At 70.3% G+C, this 15,016-nt stretch carries 12 protein-coding genes; 7 read left to right on the top strand and 5 right to left on the bottom strand.

Annotated features, from left to right (window positions below):
* Window positions 1-560 precede the first annotated feature (560 nt).
* The 7 genes from AVCA_RS22645 to AVCA_RS22615 all read left to right on the top strand — a co-directional run bounded on the left by AVCA_RS22645 (window position 561) and on the right by AVCA_RS22615 (window position 9,358).
* Entirely contained in the window at window positions 561-1,886 is a 1,326-nt protein-coding gene (locus AVCA_RS22645; protein WP_012703414.1) for an OprD family porin, read from the top strand.
* A 148-nt stretch (window positions 1,887-2,034) separates the two neighbouring features.
* The gene (locus AVCA_RS22640) at window positions 2,035-2,436 is read left to right on the top strand and encodes a MerR family transcriptional regulator (protein ID WP_012703413.1); all 402 of its coding nucleotides are present in this window, start codon (window positions 2,035-2,037) and stop codon (window positions 2,434-2,436) included.
* A gap of 21 nt (window positions 2,437-2,457) precedes the next feature.
* A complete protein-coding gene (locus AVCA_RS22635; protein ID WP_012703412.1) occupies window positions 2,458-3,639 on the top strand; it encodes an isovaleryl-CoA dehydrogenase in 1,182 nt (393 codons plus the stop codon).
* Window positions 3,640-3,770: 131 nt separating this feature from the next.
* Complete coding sequence (locus AVCA_RS22630) at window positions 3,771-5,378, top strand: carboxyl transferase domain-containing protein (RefSeq protein ID WP_012703411.1); 1,608 nt, start codon at window positions 3,771-3,773, stop codon at window positions 5,376-5,378.
* A 122-nt stretch (window positions 5,379-5,500) separates the two neighbouring features.
* Window positions 5,501-6,295, top strand: a complete 795-nt coding sequence (locus AVCA_RS22625; protein ID WP_012703410.1) for a gamma-carboxygeranoyl-CoA hydratase — start codon at window positions 5,501-5,503, stop codon at window positions 6,293-6,295.
* Window positions 6,296-6,297: 2 nt separating this feature from the next.
* Window positions 6,298-8,268 (top strand): acetyl/propionyl/methylcrotonyl-CoA carboxylase subunit alpha, encoded by a 1,971-nt coding sequence (locus AVCA_RS22620; RefSeq protein WP_175556000.1) that lies wholly within the window; start codon window positions 6,298-6,300, stop codon window positions 8,266-8,268.
* 187 nt (window positions 8,269-8,455) lie between these two features.
* Window positions 8,456-9,358 (top strand): hydroxymethylglutaryl-CoA lyase, encoded by a 903-nt coding sequence (locus AVCA_RS22615; protein ID WP_012703408.1) that lies wholly within the window; start codon window positions 8,456-8,458, stop codon window positions 9,356-9,358.
* 73 nt (window positions 9,359-9,431) lie between these two features.
* Here AVCA_RS22615 and AVCA_RS22610 read toward each other — a convergent pair whose 3' ends face one another.
* The 5 genes from AVCA_RS22610 to AVCA_RS22590 form a co-directional block, all read right to left on the bottom strand.
* On the bottom strand, window positions 9,432-10,526 hold the full coding sequence (locus AVCA_RS22610) for an AbrB family transcriptional regulator (RefSeq protein ID WP_012703407.1): 1,095 nt from the start codon (window positions 10,524-10,526) through the stop codon (window positions 9,432-9,434).
* Window positions 10,527-10,632: 106 nt separating this feature from the next.
* A complete protein-coding gene (locus AVCA_RS22605) occupies window positions 10,633-11,610 on the bottom strand; it encodes a Bug family tripartite tricarboxylate transporter substrate binding protein (protein ID WP_012703406.1) in 978 nt (325 codons plus the stop codon).
* 247 nt (window positions 11,611-11,857) lie between these two features.
* Entirely contained in the window at window positions 11,858-13,378 is a 1,521-nt protein-coding gene (locus AVCA_RS22600) for a tripartite tricarboxylate transporter permease (RefSeq protein WP_012703405.1), read from the bottom strand.
* A 1-nt stretch (window position 13,379) separates the two neighbouring features.
* Window positions 13,380-13,838 carry a tripartite tricarboxylate transporter TctB family protein gene (locus AVCA_RS22595; protein WP_012703404.1) on the bottom strand — a complete coding sequence of 153 codons (459 nt, stop codon included), beginning with the start codon at window positions 13,836-13,838 and terminating at the stop codon, window positions 13,380-13,382.
* A 45-nt stretch (window positions 13,839-13,883) separates the two neighbouring features.
* Entirely contained in the window at window positions 13,884-14,864 is a 981-nt protein-coding gene (locus AVCA_RS22590) for a Bug family tripartite tricarboxylate transporter substrate binding protein (RefSeq protein ID WP_175556002.1), read from the bottom strand.
* Between the last annotated feature and the right edge of the window lie 152 nt (window positions 14,865-15,016).

Here is a 15,016-nt window from a genome sequence, read left to right as displayed (position 1 = left end):
CTACAGGTGCCGCATCCTCTGGGATATTCCGCTGCCGGAGCGCCACGACAGCCCGGCGAAGCGCTCTGCGTCCAGTCATTGCGGCCAGCCTCCGGTCCGCACAGGGCGGCCGCTGCCGGCGGTCCGGCATGCCGGTTGCTGTAGGTCCGTTCAGTGAGCCCGCCGGTGGCCATTGGCCGCCGGCCAGTCCACCCGTGGCAAGCGCCCCGTCGAAGCCGCCGTCAGGCGGCTCGATCATCGCAATGAACGACAAAACAATAAGGAAGCGTTCATGTCCGGCCCGATCGTCCCGATTCCCCTCCCACGTTGTTCCGTGCATCGCGCTTGCCGCTGCCGTTCCGGCAGCCCCGGCGTGGCGTCATTTCCCTTCCCGGCCCCGGCGCTCCGCCCGCAGCGGGCCGGAGGCTAGCGGCCGTCGCGTCGGCAGCCCCGGAGCAAGGCTCCTTGCCGGCTGGCCCGACGGGCCGGCCGGCAGCGACGGGGAAAACCCGCGTGCGGTAGCGGTTTCCCCATGACAACAAGAAACACCGCGCATCATCCATCCAGGAGACGAAAACAACATGCACAAGACGCTACTCGCCCAGGGCGCGGCCTTGTCCGCGCTGGGTGCGGCACTGGCCGTTCCTTCCGTTGCCCAGGCGGAGTTCATCAAAGACAGCAAGGCCACGCTGAGCCTCAAGAACTTCTACATCAACCAGGACGTCCGCAACCAGGACGCGCCGCGCTCCGAGGAGTGGGGCCAGGCGTTCTTCCTCGACTACAAGTCCGGCTTCACCGAGGGTCCGGTCGGCTTCGGCCTCGACGTGCTGGCCATGCACGCCATCCGCCTCGACGGCGGCGGCCGCTCCGGCAAGGCGGACATCGAACGCACCCCGGGCGGCATGTTCCCGCTGGAAAGCAACGGCAAGGGCAAGACCGACTTCGGCCGCGTTGGCGTGACCGGCAAACTGCGCTTCTCCAAGACCGAGGCGCGCCTCGGCACCCTGCTGCCGAAGATGCCGGTGCTGGTCTACAACGACGGCCGCCTGCTGCCGCAACTGTTCCATGGCGCGCAGATCACTTCCAACGAGATCGACAACCTGAGCCTGACCGCCGGCAAGATCGAACACTCGACCGAGCGTAACTCCGGCGACAGCCACGGCCTGTCCATCGGCGGCGCCAACAGCGGCAGCAGGGCGCAGTTCAGCAACGAGTTCTACTTCGCCGGCGCCGACTACAAGGCCACCAAGGACCTCCTGCTGCAGTACTACTACGGCAACCTGCGCGACTTCTACAAACAGCACTTCTTCGGCCTGGTGCACGACTGGAAGCTGCCGGTGGGTTCGCTGAAGACCGACCTGCGCTACTTCTACAGCGACTCCGACGGCAAGAACGAGAGCGCCTCCGGGCGTGCCGAGGGCTATGTCAGCAGCGGCGCCGACGGCAGCAGCGGCGAGGTCGACAACAACCTGTGGAGTGCGATGTTCACCTACAGCCTGGCCGGTCACGCGCTGAGCCTCGGCTACCAGAAGGTCAGTGGCGACAGCGACTTCCCGCACATCAACCTGGGGAGCGGGCGCACCCTGCATCTGATCACCAACGGCCAGATCGGCAAGTTCGCCAGCGCCGGCGAGAACACCTGGGTGGCCGGCTACGCCTACGACTTCGCGGCGATCGGCGTGCCGGGGTTGAAGACCAAGCTGATCTACTTCAGCGGCGACGACATCGACGCCGCCGGCAGCGACAACAAGGAGTGGGAACGCAACTTCCGCATCGACTACGCGGTGCAGAGCGGCCCGCTCAAGGGCGTCGGCTTCGCCTGGCTCAATGCCGCGACCCGTGGCAACGATGGCCGCGACCTGGACGAGAATCGCCTGATGCTCACCTACAGTCTGCCGTTGTTCTGACGCTCGCCTGACTGGCGCCGCAGGGACGCGGCGCCAGCCTGCCGGCCGGATTTCCCAGCGCGAATGCGTACGGCTTGGTCGCCGGATCGTTTGACAGGACAGACTCGCTTGTTTACGTTTACGTAAAGGTAATAAGCAAGAGCCGAACATGTCCAAGACCTACAGTATTTCCGATCTGGCCCGCGAACTGGACGTCACCACCCGCGCCATCCGCTTCTACGAGGAACAGGGCATGCTCGCCCCGACGCGGCGCGGCCAGGAGCGCATCTACTCGGGACGCGACAAGGTCGCCCTCAAGCTGATCCTGCGCGGCAAGCGCCTCGGCCTGTCGCTGGCCGAGTGCAAGGAGCTGATCGACCTGTACGACCCGAGCGGCAACAACCTGCGCCAGCTCGAACATTTCCTGGCGAAGATCGCCGAGCGGCGCCGCCAACTGGAGCAGCAACTGCTGGACATCCGGCAGATGCAACTGGAGCTGGACATCGCCGAGGAGCGCTGCCGCAGCGCCATGGCCGTCGCGCGCGGCGAAACCAGGAATCCCGTCGAATAAACACAAGAGTGGAGATTGGACATGAGCAACCTGCCCGGACTGAATTTCTTTCTCGGCGAGGAGATCGACATGCTGCGCGATTCGGTGGCCGGCTTCGCCGCCAGGGAGATCGCCCCGCGCGCCGCCGAGGCCGACCGCAGCGACCGCTTCCCCATGGACCTGTGGCGCAAGTTCGGCGAGATGGGACTGCTCGGCCTGACCGTCGCCGAGGAATACGGCGGCGCCGGCATGGGCTACCTGGCGCACATGATCGCCATGGAGGAAATCTCCCGCGCCTCGGGCGGGATCGGCCTGTCCTACGGCGCGCATTCCAACCTCTGCGTCAACCAGATCCACCGCAACGGCACGCCGGCGCAGAAGGAGCGCTTCCTGCCCAAACTGATCTCCGGCGAACACGTCGGCGCCCTGGCGATGAGCGAGCCCAACGCCGGCTCCGACGTGGTGTCCATGCAGTTGCGCGCCGACAGGAAGGGCGACCGCTACGTGCTCAACGGCACCAAGATGTGGATCACCAACGGCCCGGACTGCGACGTGCTGGTGGTCTACGCCAAGACCGACCCGGCCGCCGGCGCGCGCGGCATCAGCGCCTTCGTCCTGGAGAAGGACACCCCCGGCTTCTCGGTGGCGCAGAAGCTCGACAAGCTCGGCATGCGCGGCTCGCACACCGGCGAACTGGTGTTCCGCGACGTGGAGATCCCTGCGGAGAACCTGCTCGGCCGGGAGGGCGAGGGCGTCCGGGTGCTGATGAGCGGCCTGGACTACGAGCGCGCCGTGCTCGCCGGCGGGCCGCTGGGGTTGATGCAGGCGGCGATGGACGTGGTGGTGCCTTATATCCATGAGCGCAGGCAGTTCGGCCAGGCCATCGGCGAGTTCCAGTTGATCCAGGCCAAGGTCGCCGACATGTACACCACGCTGCAGGCCTGTCGCGCCTACCTCTACGCGGTCGGCCGGCAGCTCGACGCGCTGGGCGCCGGGCACGTGCGCCAGGTGCGCAAGGACTGCGCCGGGGTGATCCTCTACTGCGCCGAGAAGGCCACCTGGCTGGCCGGCGAGGCGATCCAGATCCTCGGCGGCAACGGCTACATCAACGACTACCCGACCGGCCGGCTGTGGCGCGACGCCAAGCTCTACGAGATCGGCGCCGGCACCAGCGAGATCCGCCGCATGCTGATCGGCCGCGAGCTGTTCGACGAGACGCGCTGATCGATCCATCCGGTGGAAAACCGCTGCGCGGGTTTTCCACCCTACGCCTCACGGTCGCTCCGGTAGGGTGGAAAACGGCCGCAGGCCTTTTCCACCGAGACCAGCGCCAACGGCATCAGGGAGCTAGCCCCATGGCCATCCTGCACACCCAGATCAATACCCGTTCGCCGGAGTTCGTCGCCAACGACGCGGCCATGCGCGAACGGGTCGAGCAATTGCGCGCCCTGCTCGGGCGCATCCGCGAGGGCGGCGGCGCCCAGGCCCAGCAGCGCCACGCCGCGCGCGGCAAGCTGCTGCCGCGCCAGCGCATCGACCATCTGCTCGACCCCGGCTCGCCGTTTCTCGAAATCGGCCAACTGGCCGCCTTCGAGGTCTACGACGAGGAGGTGCCGGCCGCCGGGCTGATCGCCGGCATCGGTCGCGTCGAGGGTGTCGAGTGCATGGTCATCGCCAACGACGCCACGGTGAAGGGCGGCACTTACTACCCGCTGACGGTGAAGAAGCACCTGCGCGCCCAGGCCATCGCCCGCGAGAATCGCCTGCCGTGCATCTACCTGGTGGACTCCGGCGGCGCCAACCTGCCGCGCCAGGACGAGGTGTTCCCCGACCGCGAGCACTTCGGGCGGATCTTCTTCAACCAGGCGAACATGAGCGCCCAGGGCATCCCGCAGATCGCCGTGGTGATGGGCTCCTGCACCGCCGGCGGCGCCTACGTGCCGGCGATGTCCGACGAGACCATCATGGTGCGCGAGCAGGCGACCATCTTCCTCGCCGGCCCGCCGCTGGTGAAGGCCGCCACCGGCGAGGTGGTCAGCGCCGAGGAACTGGGCGGCGCCGACGTGCACTGCAGGACCTCGGGGGTGGCCGACCACTACGCCGAGAGCGACGAGCACGCCCTGGCGATCGCCCGGCGCTGCGTGGCCAACCTCAACTGGCGCAAGCTCGGCCGGCTGGAAGGCCGCGCCCCACGGGCACCGCGCTACCCGGCCGAGGAACTGTACGGGGCGATCCCGAGCGATCCCAGGCAGCCGTTCGAGGTGCGCGAGGCGATCGCCCGGCTGGTCGACGACAGCGAGTTCGACGAGTTCAAGGCGCTGTTCGGCCCGACCCTGGTCTGCGGCTTCGCCCACCTGCACGGCTACCCGCTGGCCATCCTCGGCAACAACGGCATCCTGTTCTCGGAGGCGGCGCAGAAGGGCGCGCACTTCATCGAGCTGGCCTGCCAGCGCGGCATCCCGCTGCTGTTTTTGCAGAACATCACCGGCTTCATGGTCGGCCAGAAGTACGAGGCCGGCGGCATCGCCAAGCACGGCGCCAAGCTGGTCACCGCGGTGGCCTGCGCCGGCGTGCCGAAGTTCACCGTGATCGTCGGCGGCAGCTTCGGCGCCGGCAACTACGGCATGTGCGGGCGCGCCTACGATCCGCGCTTTCTGTGGATGTGGCCGAACGCGCGGATCGGCGTGATGGGCGCCCAGCAGGCCGCCGGCGTGCTGGCGCAGGTCAAGCGCGAACAGGCCGAGCGCGCCGGCCAGCCCTTCTCCGCCGAGGAGGACGAGGCGATCCGCCGGCCCATCGTCGAGCGCTACGAGCGCCAGGCGCACGCCTTCTATTCCAGCGCCCGGTTGTGGGACGACGGCGTGATCGACCCGGCGCAGACCCGCGAGGTGCTGGCCCTGGCGCTGTCCGCCGCGCTCAACGCGCCGATCGAGCCGACCCGTTTCGGCGTGTTCCGCATGTAGGAGCGAATCCGTTCGCGACCCGCGCATCCGCTGCGGCGATCCAACGACCGGCAGGGCTGGTCGGTCGCGGACGAATCCGCTCCTACGACGAAGATGCCAGCCTCATGTGAGTGCAAACAGCCATGACCGACTTCACCACCGTACAACTCGACTTCGACCCGCGCGGCTTCGCCACCCTCTGGCTCGACCGCGCGGACAGGAACAACGCCTTCGATGCCGAAATGATCCGCGAACTGATCCTCGCCCTCGATATGGTGAAGGATCGCCGCGAACTGCGCTTTCTGCTCCTGCGCGGGCGCGGCCGGCACTTTTCCGCCGGCGCCGACCTGGTCTGGATGCGCGAGGCCGCCGGCCTCGACTACGACGCCAACCTGGCCGACGCCCAGACCCTGGCCGAACTGATGTACAACCTCTACCACCTCAAGCTGCCGAGCCTGGCCGTGGTGCAGGGCGCGGCCTTCGGCGGGGCGCTGGGGCTGATCGCCTGCTGCGACCTGGCGATCGGCGCCAGTAATGCGCAGTTCTGCCTGTCCGAGGTGCGCATCGGCCTCGCCCCGGCGGTGATCGGCCCCTTCGTCGTGCAGGCCATCGGCGAACGCGCCGCGCGCCGCTACGCGCTGAGCGGCGAGCGCTTCGACGGCGCGCGCGCGCGCGAGCTGGGCCTGCTCGCCGAATGCTACCCGGCCGCCGGACTGGAAGCGGCGCTGGAGCAGTGGATCGCCACCCTGCTGCACAACGGCCCGCAGGCGATGAGGGCGACCAAGGACCTGCTGCGCGAGGTCGGCAGCGGCGCGCTCAACCCGGCCCTGCGCCGCTACACCGAGAGCGCCATCGCCCGCCTGCGGGTCGGCCCGGAAGGCCAGGAGGGCCTGCGCGCCTTCCTGGAGAAACGCCAACCCGCCTGGCAGGAGCAATGACCATGATCGATACCCTGCTGATCGCCAATCGCGGCGAGATCGCCTGCCGGGTGATGCGCACCGCCAGGGCCCTGGGCATCCGCAGCGTGGCCGTGCACAGCGCCATCGACCGCCACGCCCGGCATGTGCGCGAGGCGGACGTCGCCGTCGACCTCGGCGGCGCCAAGCCGGCGGAAAGCTACCTGCTGGCGGACAGGCTGATCGCCGCCGCCCGGGCCAGCGGCGCGCAGGCCATCCACCCCGGCTATGGCTTTCTCTCCGAGAACGCCGGTTTCGCCCGTGCCTGCGAGGCCGCCGGGCTGATCTTCCTCGGCCCGCCGGCCACGGCCATCGAGGCGATGGGCAGCAAGTCCGCCGCCAAGGCGCTGATGGAGGCGGCCGGCGTGCCGCTGGTGCCCGGCTACCACGGCGCGGCGCAGGATTTCGAGACCTTCCGCGCCGCCGCCGAAGCCATCGGCTACCCGGTGCTGCTCAAGGCCGTCGCCGGCGGCGGCGGCAAGGGCATGAAGGTGGTCGAGCGCGAGGCCGGACTGGCCGAGGCCCTGGACTCCGCCCGGCGCGAAGCCCAGGCCGCCTTCGGCGACGCGCGCATGCTGGTCGAGAAATACCTGGAGAAGCCGCGCCACGTGGAGATCCAGGTGTTCGCCGACCGCCACGGCAACTGCCTGTACCTCAACGAGCGCGACTGCTCGATCCAGCGCCGCCACCAGAAGGTGGTCGAGGAAGCGCCGGCGCCCGGCCTGTCGCCGGCGCTGCGCCGGGCCATGGGCGAGGCGGCGGTGAGGGCGGCGCAGGCCATCGGCTACGTCGGCGCCGGCACCGTGGAGTTTTTGCTGGATGCGCGCGGCGAGTTCTTCTTCATGGAGATGAACACCCGCCTGCAGGTCGAGCACCCGGTCACCGAGGCGATCACCGGCCTCGACCTGGTCGCCTGGCAGATCCGCGTGGCCCGCGGCGAACCGCTGCCGATCGGCCAGCATGAGGTGCCGCTGCGCGGCCATGCCATCGAGGTGCGCCTCTACGCGGAAGACCCGGAGCACGACTTCCTGCCGGCCAGCGGCCCCCTGCGGCTGTATCGCGAGCCGGCCGCCGGGCCGGGACGGCGGGTCGACAGCGGGGTGGCCGAGGGCGATGCGGTGTCGCCGTTCTACGACCCCCTGCTGGCCAAGCTGATCGCCTGGGGCGAGAGCCGCGAGGAAGCGCGCCAGCGCCTGCTGGCCATGCTCGCGGAAACCGCGGTCGGCGGCGTCAGGACCAACCTGGCCTTCCTGCGCCGCCTGCTCGCCCATCCGGCCTTCGCCGGCGCCGAGCTGGACACCGGCTTCATCGCCCGCCACCGGGAAGCCTTGCTGCCGCCGCGTCGGGAACTGCCGGACGCCTTCTGGCGCCTGGCCGCCAGCGCCTGGGTGCGCAGCGAGACGGCGCGCCGGCGCGAAGACGACCCGCAGTCGCCCTGGAGTGCCGGCGACGGCTGGCGCGCCGGGTTGCCGGCGCAGATCGACCTGCATCTGAGCTGCCAGGGTGTCGAGCGCTGGGCGCGCGCCGGCGACGATATCGAGCTGCGGGGCGAATGGCTTTCCTGTGGGAGCGGATTCATTCGCGACGGTGGTTTCGTGGACGAATCCGCTCCCAGGGTACGGCAGCGTCTGCGCGCCATCCGCCGGGGCGACAGCCTGTACCTGGAATGGGACGGCGAACTGCACGCCATCGGCCGCGTCGACCCGTTCGCCGAGATCGAAGCCGGGCATGCCCACCACGGCGGCCTGAGCGCGCCGATGAACGGCAGCATCGTCCGCGTGCTGGTGGCGGCCGGCCAGAAGGTCGAGGCCGGCGCGCCGCTGGTGGTGCTGGAGGCGATGAAGATGGAGCACAGCATCCGCGCGCCGCGGGCCGGCGTGGTCAAGGGCCTGTACTGTCGCGAGGGTGAACTGGTCGGCGAGGGCGCGACGCTGGTGGAGCTGGAGGAAGCCTGAGGCTGGGCGGGCGTTCGCCGGCCTTGGTAGGGTGGGCAACTCGCGCAGCGATTGCCCACCGGCGCACTGCCGGACCGGAGCTGGATGACTGGTGGGGTGGAAAATCCGTGTAGCGATCTTTCACCCTTTTCGATATTTCGGTGGAAAAGGCCGGCGGCCGTTTTTCACCCCGCACAGAGGCCATGCCATGACATTGCCCCGCCACGTCCGCCTGGTCGAAGTCGGCCCGCGCGACGGCCTGCAGAACGAGAAACGGCCGCTCGGCCTGGCCGACAAGGTGCGCCTGGTCGACGACCTGAGCGCCGCCGGCCTGGAATACATCGAGGCCGGCAGCTTCGTCTCGCCCAAGTGGGTGCCGCAGATGGCCGACAGCGCCGAGGTGTTCGCCGGCATCCGCCGCAAACCCGGCGTGGTCTACGCTGCGCTGACGCCCAACCTCAAGGGCTTCGAGGCCGCGCTGGAGGCCGGCGTCGAGGAGGTGGCGGTGTTCGCCGCCGCCTCCGAGAGCTTTTCGCAGAAGAACATCGACTGCTCGATCGCCGAGAGCCTGGCGCGCTTCGTGCCGGTGCTGGACGCCGCCCGTGCGCACGGCGTCCGGGTACGCGGCTATGTTTCCTGCGTGCTCGGCTGCCCCTACGAGGGCGAGGTGGCGCCGCGACAGGTCGCCGACGTGGCCCGCGAGCTGTTCGCCATGGGCTGCCACGAGATATCCCTCGGCGACACCATCGGCACCGGCACCGCCGGCAAGGCCCGCGCGCTGTTCGAGGTGGTCGCCCGCTACATCCCGCGCGAGCGGCTGGCCGGGCACTTCCATGACACCTACGGACAGGCGCTGGCGAATGTGTATGCGAGCCTCCTGGAGGGCATCGCGGTGTTCGACGCCGCGGTCGCCGGCCTCGGCGGCTGCCCCTACGCCAGGGGCGCCAGCGGCAACCTGGCCAGCGAGGACCTGCTGTATCTGCTGAACGGCCTGGGCATCCATACCGGCATCGACCTCGACCGGCTGATCGCCGCCGGCGAGCGCATCTGCGCCGTGCTCGGCCGGGACAACGGCTCGCGGGTGGCCCGGGCGCGGCGCGGCGCCTCGTAGCCACCCGATCCTCTATCGCCCCTCTCCCGCTTGGCGGGAGAGGGGCCGGGAGAGAGGGAATGGCTCGCCGGCCTCACTCCCGCGCCGCCAGCTCCCCGTCCTTGCCGATCCCCAGCCGCTCGCTGCACAGGCGGAACACCGGCGCCGCCAGGAACAGCACCAGCAGCAGGCGCAGCACCTGCATCGCGGTGACCAGCGGCACCAGCAGGTGCAGCGCCTCGGCGGTGAGGCTCATCTCGGCGATGCCGCCAGGCACCATGCCGAGCAGCAGGGCGCGCGCGTCCAGGCCCGAAGCCCAGCTCATGGCCAGGGCGATGGGCAGGGCGATAAGGATCGCCGCCAGCGTCGTCAGCAGGGTGCGCAGCAGGAAGGCCGGGGCGCGGCGGAAGAAGGCGCGGTCGAAGTGGCAGCCCAGGGTGCTGCCGACCAGCCACTGGCCGAACGCGCCGGCACCGTCCGGCAGACCGATGTGCAGGTCGAAGGCGATGCTGCACAGGCCGCTGACCAGCAGGGCGCCGAGCTGCCAGGCATTGGGAAAGTTGCGGCGCTGGAAGAGCAGGGCGAGCAGGCCGCCGAGGGCGAACAGCGGGACCAGCCAGGCGGCGTCGGGGCCGGGATGGACGATGTCGGCGGCCTGCCCGTCGGCGAACAGCCAGGCATAGGTGGCGGGGATGCCGAGCAGCACCACGAACATGCGCAGGCTCTGTGCGGCGGCCACGTTCTGCAGGACGGCGCCGTGCCGGCCGCCCAGGTTGACCATCTCGTTGGCGCCGCCGGGCATGCTGGCGAAGTAGGCGGTGGCGAAGCTCTCGCCGTAGCGGCGGTGCAGGAGGATGCCGAAGATGCTGGCGAGCAGGGTCAGCAGGGTGCCGAGCAGCACCAGGCCGAGGTGGGCGAGGATCTGTTCCAGCACCGCCCGGTTGAAGTGCAGGCCGATGCCGATGCCGAGAATCCACTGGCCGGCCTTGACGCCGTGCGGCACGGCGCCGCTCGGACAGCCGAGACAGCGCAGCGCCGCGACGCCGAGCAGCGAACCGATCATCCAGGGCAGCGGCCAGCCGAGCGACTGGGCGAGCCAGCCGCCGAGGGCGCCGGCCAGCGGAGTGAAGATCCAGGGGCGGCAGCGGGCCGCCAGGTTCGCGAGGGAGGGGGGAACGCCGAAGGTCACGGTAGGTCCTCGTGCAGGAGCGACGGCGCGCGCTGCCCGGGGCGGCGCTGGGTCGCGGGGTGGAGATGTCGGGCGGCTACGCGGGCGGCGGGCAGCGGCGGCCGGCTCAGCGGATCAGGCCGAAGTCCCGGGCCATTTCCCGATAGCGGGCGACCTGCTGCCTGACATGCGCCTCCAGGGCTTCGCCGGTCAGGGCATAGGGGAACAACTCGTAGCGGTCGCGCAGGCGGGCGAAGTCCTCGGAGGCGAGCAGGCGGTCGAAGGCGTCCTTCCAGCGCCGGTAGTCGGCGTCGCTCACCCCGGGCCCCATGTAGAGACCGCGCAGCACCGGCCAGACCACGTCGTAGCCCAGCTCGCGGGCGGTCGGGATGGCGGCCATCCCCGGCTCGTCCAGGCGCCGTTCGGCGAACACCACCAGCAGGCGGATGGCGCCGCCGTTCAGGTGCGGCATGGAGTCGGAGATGTCGGTACTGCCCACCTGCACGTGGCCGGCGACCAGCGCCGTGGAGATTTCCCCGCCGCCCTCCAGGGCGACGTGGTGCAGCTCGCGCGGATCGATGCCGGCCAGCCGGGCGAGCAGGGCGAGTTGCATCCAGTCCTGGCTGCCGACGGTACCGGAGGCGCCGATCACCACCGAGTCGGGGTCCTTCCTGAGCGCCGCGAGCAGATCGTCCAGGGTCTTGTAGGGCGAGTCGGCGCGTACCGCCAGGGCGCCGTAGCTGGTGCCGATCACCGCCAGCCAGCGCACCGCGCTCTCGTCGAAGCGGCCGAACTTGCCCAGGGCGATGTTCAGCAGCGAACCGCTGGAGAAGGTGACCAGGGTGTCGGGCTCGGCCGGCCGCTGCGCGGCGATGGTGTTGTAGGCCACCGCGCCGACCCCGCCCGGCATGTAGGCGAGGCGCAGCGGCCGGCGGGTCAGGCCGGCCTCCTGCAGCGCCTCGCGCGCCAGCTTGCAGACCAGGTCGAAGCCGCCGCCGCTGGCCGCCGGGACTATGCATTCCGCGGCGTGCGGTTCGGCGGCCCGGGCGCTGCACAGCAGCAGCGCGGCGGCCGCCAGCAGGGCGCGACGGATCGATGGGCCCATGGATATCTCCTCTACTGCGGTGCATGGGCGGGCGCTCGGCCGGCTGGAGGCCGAAGGGCACAGGATACGGGGCGGGCGGCCTCGTGTCCCCTCTCCCCAGGGAGAGAGGGGGTGAAGCCGTGCGGGCGGCGCGCTCTTCTCCCCTCGCCCGCTTGTGGGAGGGCGGCCGGGGGAGAGGGCGCTCGGCCTCGTGTCCTCTCTCCCCGGTCCTCTCTCCGGGGAGAGCGGGGGAAAGCCGCGCGGCCGCTCATTCCGCCAGGGCGGCCGCTGCGGCCCGGCGGGCGGCGCGGCGGCGCCAGATGCGCAGCAGCGGCAGGGCCAGCATCAGCGCGACCAGCGCCCAGGTACCCTGGGCGATACCGCTGGACCAGAGGATGTCCAGTTCGCCGCTGGAGATCGACAGGGCGCGGCGCAGGTTCTGCTCCATGTGGCCGCCGAGGATGAAGCCGAGCAGCAGCGGCGACAGCGGGAAGTCCAGCTTGCGCATGGCGTAGCCGAGGATGCCCACCGCGACCATCAGCAGCAGGTCGAAGGTGGTGGCGTGCACGGCGTAGACGCCGATGGCGGTGACGATGGCGATCGCCGGCGCCAGCGCCCAGTTCGGCACGGCGAGGATGCGGGTGAACAGCTTGATCATCGGTACGTTGAGCACCAGCAGCATCAGGTTGGCGACGAACAGCGAGGCGATCAGGCCCCAGACCAGCTCCGGCTCGTTCTGGAACAGCAGCGGACCGGGGGTGATGTTGTACAGGGTCAGCGCGCCGATCATCACCGCGGTGGTCCCCGAACCGGGCACGCCGAGGGTCAGCATCGGCACCATGGCGCCGCAGCAGGAGGCGCCGATGGCGGTTTCCGGAGCGGCCAGGCCGCGCAGGTCACCCTTGCCGAACCGGCCGTCGGCGCCGGCCAGGCGTTTCTCCGTCGAGTAGGCCAGGGCGCTGGCCAGGGTACCGCCGGCGCCGGGCAGCACGCCGACGATGAAGCCGCCGATGCCGCAGCGCAGGTTGAGCAGGAACACCCGGCGCGCCTCGTCGAGGTTGAACAGCATGCGCCCGGTGGCCTGGATCGCCTTGTGGCCGTGGTGGGTCTTCTCCAGCAGCAGGAGGATCTCGCTGACCGAGAACAGGCCGAGCACCAGGACCACGAACTGGATGCCGTCGGCGACGTGGATGCTGTCGAAGGTGAAGCGGTACACGCCGCTGTTGGCGTCGATCCCGACGCAGGAAAGGAACAGGCCGAGCAGCGCCGCGACCAGGGTCTTCATCGGCTTGTCGCCGGCCATCCCGGCCAGCGCCACGATGGCCAGCACCATCAGCGCGAAATACTCGGCCGGGCCGAAGGCGATCGCCCAGTCGGCCAGCATCGGCGCGAACAGCACCATGCCGCAGGTGGCGATGAAGGCGCCGAGGAAGGAACTCCAGGCCGACAGCGACAGGGCGACCCCGGCCCGGCCCTGGCGGGCCATCGGGTAGCCGTCCAGGCAGGTCATCAGGGTCGCCGCCTCGCCGGGGATGTTGAGCAGGATCGAGGAGATCCGCCCGCCGTATTCGCAACCCAGGTAGACCGCCGCGAGGAGGATCAGCGCCGACTCCGGCGGCAGGCCGAAGGCGAAGGCCACCGGAATCAGGATGGCCACGCCGTTGATCGGGCCGAGGCCCGGCAGCAGGCCGACCACGGTGCCGATCAGGGTGCCGATCAGGGCGATCGCCAGGTTGCTCGGGGTCAGCGCGACGCCGAAGCCCTGCAGCAGGAAGTTGAGGGTTTCCATGTCAGATCTCCAGGCCGGCGAGGATGCCGAGCGGCAGGGGCACGTCGAGCAGGCGGTCGAACAGCAGGTACAGGCCGCTCGCCAGGCCCACGGCGAGGCCGAGGCTCGGCAGCCAGCGGCCGCCGTACAGGCGGGCGAAGCACAGCCCGGCCAGGGCGCTGGCGGGGATGAAGCCGAGCGGCTCGAAGGCCAGGGCGAAGCCGAGCAGCAGGGCGATGCCCAGTCCCACCTTGCGGTAGGCCTGCAGGGTCGGTGGCGGCTCGTCGGGGTCGTGCGCCAGGGGCGTCGGGTGGATCAGCAGGTAGACCAGGCCGGCGGCCAGCAGTCCCAGCATCAACAGGGGAAAGGCGCGCGGGCCGACCGGCTCGTAGGCGAACGGCGCCTGGTAGGCGGAACCGATGTAGATCATGGCCAGCGCGGGCACGAGCCAGGCGGCCAGGAACAGGCGTTGCAGCAGCATGATGGCGTCCTCGGGCGAAACCCCGGCGGGGGCTTCGCCGCGTGATCACTGGGTGAGGCCGAATTCCCGGGCCAGCTCGCGGTAGCGGGCGACTTCCTTCGACACGTGGGCCTGCAGCTCGGGGCCGGTCATGGCGAAGGGGAACAGCTCGCGCTGGTCGCGCAGGCGGGCGAAGTCCTCGGAGGCGAGCAGGCGGTCGAAGGCGTCCTTCCACCAGGCGTAGTCGGCGTCGCTCACCTTGGGTCCCAGGTAATAGCCGCGGATCACCGGCCAGACCACGTCGAAGCCCTGTTCGCGGGCGGTCGGGATGGCGGCCATCGCCGGCTCTTCCAGACGCTTGTCGGAGAGCACGGCGAGGATGCGGATGCCGCCGCTCTCGACATGCGGCATGGCGTCGGCGATGTCGCTGCTGGCCACCTGAATGTGTCCGCCGAGCAGCGCGGTGACGATCTCGCCGCCGCCCTCCATGGCCACGTAGCGCATCTGCCGCGGGTCGACGCCGACGGCCTTGGCGATCAGCGCGGTCTGCATCCAGTCCTGGCTGCCGACGGTGCCGCCCGAGCCGATCACCACCTGCTCGGGGTTGGCCTTGAGCGCGGCGGCCAGCTCGGCGAGGGTCCGGTAGGGCGAGTCGGCGCGCACGGCGATGGCCCCGTAGCTGGTGCCGACCGCCGCCAGCCACTTCACCGCGGTCTCGTCGAAGCGGCCGAACTTGCCCTGCGCGAGGTTCAGCAGCGAGCCGCTGGAGAAGGCGGTCAGGGTGCCGGGATCGGCCGGGCGCTGCGCGACTATGGTGTTGTAGGCCACCGCGCCGACGCCGCCCGGCATGTAGGTGACGCGCATCGGTTTCTCCAGCAATTTGGCTTCGACCAAGGCGCTCTGCGCCAGCTTGCAGGTGAGGTCGAAACCGCCGCCGGGAGCGGCCGGGGCGATGCATTCGGGACGCCTGGGCTCGGCGCTCAGCGGGGCGGACAGCAACGCGGCCGAGCCGGCCGCCAGCAGGGTGTTGCGCAGCGATGGACGCAGCATGGGGGTGTTCCTCTGACTGTTGTTCTTGTTCGTTCAGATGCCCGTGGACGGGCGGGCCACGACGGCCGGGCGTAGCCGACAGGCTCGCGACGGGAGACGGACGGCTCGGGGCGGGCGCCGGCGCGCAGGCGTCGCCGGGGAAAGCGGGA

The organism is Azotobacter vinelandii CA, from assembly GCF_000380335.1.
Classification (GTDB): domain Bacteria; phylum Pseudomonadota; class Gammaproteobacteria; order Pseudomonadales; family Pseudomonadaceae; genus Azotobacter; species Azotobacter vinelandii.
The sequence above is the reverse complement of the archived record's forward strand: the minus strand, read 5'-3'. Positions and strand labels throughout refer to the sequence as shown.

Bases quoted from the DNA above. Each gene is read 5' to 3' on its own strand.
- AVCA_RS22645 (WP_012703414.1), top strand. From the start codon at position 561: ATGCACAAGACGCTACTCGCCCAGGGCGCGGCCTTGTCCGCGCTGGGT.
- AVCA_RS22620 (WP_175556000.1), top strand. From the start codon at position 6,298: ATGATCGATACCCTGCTGATCGCCAATCGCGGCGAGATCGCCTGCCGG.
- AVCA_RS22640 (WP_012703413.1), top strand. From the start codon at position 2,035: ATGTCCAAGACCTACAGTATTTCCGATCTGGCCCGCGAACTGGACGTC.
- AVCA_RS22600 (WP_012703405.1), bottom strand. From the start codon at position 13,378: ATGGAAACCCTCAACTTCCTGCTGCAGGGCTTCGGCGTCGCGCTGACC.
- AVCA_RS22615 (WP_012703408.1), top strand. From the start codon at position 8,456: ATGACATTGCCCCGCCACGTCCGCCTGGTCGAAGTCGGCCCGCGCGAC.
- AVCA_RS22605 (WP_012703406.1), bottom strand. From the start codon at position 11,610: ATGGGCCCATCGATCCGTCGCGCCCTGCTGGCGGCCGCCGCGCTGCTG.
- AVCA_RS22630 (WP_012703411.1), top strand. From the start codon at position 3,771: ATGGCCATCCTGCACACCCAGATCAATACCCGTTCGCCGGAGTTCGTC.
- AVCA_RS22635 (WP_012703412.1), top strand. From the start codon at position 2,458: ATGAGCAACCTGCCCGGACTGAATTTCTTTCTCGGCGAGGAGATCGAC.
- AVCA_RS22625 (WP_012703410.1), top strand. From the start codon at position 5,501: ATGACCGACTTCACCACCGTACAACTCGACTTCGACCCGCGCGGCTTC.
- AVCA_RS22595 (WP_012703404.1), bottom strand. From the start codon at position 13,838: ATGCTGCTGCAACGCCTGTTCCTGGCCGCCTGGCTCGTGCCCGCGCTG.